Genomic DNA, 1,537 nt, shown 5'->3' with positions numbered 1-1,537 from the left:
CGGTGGGCGGCGAGGGATTTGTTGCCGTCGGACTCGTCGAGGGCGCGGACGATCGCTTCGCGTTCGGTGCGTTCGAGCGAGGTCAACCGGCGGCCGGCGCCGAGGGCGCGGTAGTCGGCGGGCAGATGTTCGAGTTTGATGTCGAATCCCATCGACCGCGCCGCCGCGGTACTGAGCACCGAGGCGAGTTCACGCAGGTTGCCGGGCCAGTGATGGTCGATCAACGCCCGATGCGCGGCCGGTTGCAGTTGCGGGGTCGGACGGTCGGGGAGTTCGGCGGCGAGCAACTCCCGCGCGAGATCGGTGAGATCTTCGATGCGCTGGCGCAGCGGCGGGATGCACACACTGCGCCGCACATGGGTCTGCACCTGATGCCGCAGATCGTCGGGGGTGCTCGAGGTGGCGGTGGCGATCACCGGTGCACCCAGCTCGACGGCAGCGTCGAGCAACCGCCGGGTAGAAGCCACAGCGTCGTCGGGGACCTCGTCGAGGTGCTCGATGATGCACGCGAAACTGCCGGACAGACGCGCCCGCAACTCGGCCACCGCCGAGGGGGTCAACGTCGACGCATCGACGCTCGGGACCGGGTCGTGCCGGCCCCAGCGGTGCTGGATCTGCCGCGCCAGATGGGTTTTGCCGACACCGGACTCACCGACGATCAGCACCGGCGCGACGGTCGCGGTGATCTCGTCGACCCGGTCCTGGAGTCGGTGCGCGGCCAGGCTGCGGCCGGCGATACGCGTCGCCGGCGCCACACCGGCGGGCGCGGCGGGGGCCAGGCGGGCGCGCGGTCGCGGCGGAGCCGGGGAGGCCAGCGGGCGCAGTTCGAGGATCGCGCTGAGCGGATCGGTGGACTCACCGACCCGGCGGGCATGGACCCGCACGTCGATCCCGTCGGCGAAACGCAGCGGTCCTTCCCATTCGTCCTTGGCGGCCAGATGGGTGCTGATCCAGTCCCAGATCATCATCTGATCGGTCGAGTCCATCAACCGTGACACCGTCGGGGTCGCGATCACCGTGTCCCGGCTCATCGCCACCACCGCGGCGTGGCCGCGGCGTTTGCTGCGCATGTATTCGCGCAGCAGGTTCTGCTCGCTGCGGGCGGACAGGGCGAACAATCGCTCTTCGATATCGCGTACCGCCGAGAGCACCAGCGGTGCCATCAGCTCGTTGACATCGCCGATCTCGCAGGTGATGTCGACGATGCCGGTCACCGCGCGTGAGACCGGATCGACGATCGGGGAGCCGACACAGGCCAGCGGATGCAACGCCTCGAGCAGGTGCTCTTCCCCGCGGACCCGGAACGCTTTGCGTTCTTCGAGGGCGGTGCCGATCCCGTTGGTTCCGGCGCATTCCTCGGCGAAGATGAACCCCGGGGCGACCTGGGCACGGTCGAGACGGCCGAGCAGTGACCGCTGCCCGGCCCGCCGATCGACGATGGTCGCATCCTGCGAGGCGAGCAAGATCGTCACCGGCGCATCGGCGAGTTGATCGGCCAACCGATCCAGGACCGGCCGCGCCGCACGCACAAGCTTCG

The 1,537-nt window shown here is 69.6% G+C and carries 1 protein-coding gene; it reads right to left on the bottom strand.

The window, feature by feature from the left end:
- The coding region (locus tag K3M35_RS25700; protein ID WP_220667278.1) for a sigma-54-dependent Fis family transcriptional regulator at positions 1-1,499 on the bottom strand (1,499 nt) is incomplete at its 3' end.
- Positions 1,500-1,537: the final 38 nt, after the last annotated feature.

Source organism: Rhodococcus sp. DMU2021 (assembly GCF_019641445.1).
Lineage (GTDB): Bacteria > Actinomycetota > Actinomycetes > Mycobacteriales > Mycobacteriaceae > Rhodococcus > Rhodococcus pyridinivorans.
Note: the sequence above shows the minus strand (reverse complement) of the source record. Positions and strands in the feature narration are given on the sequence as shown.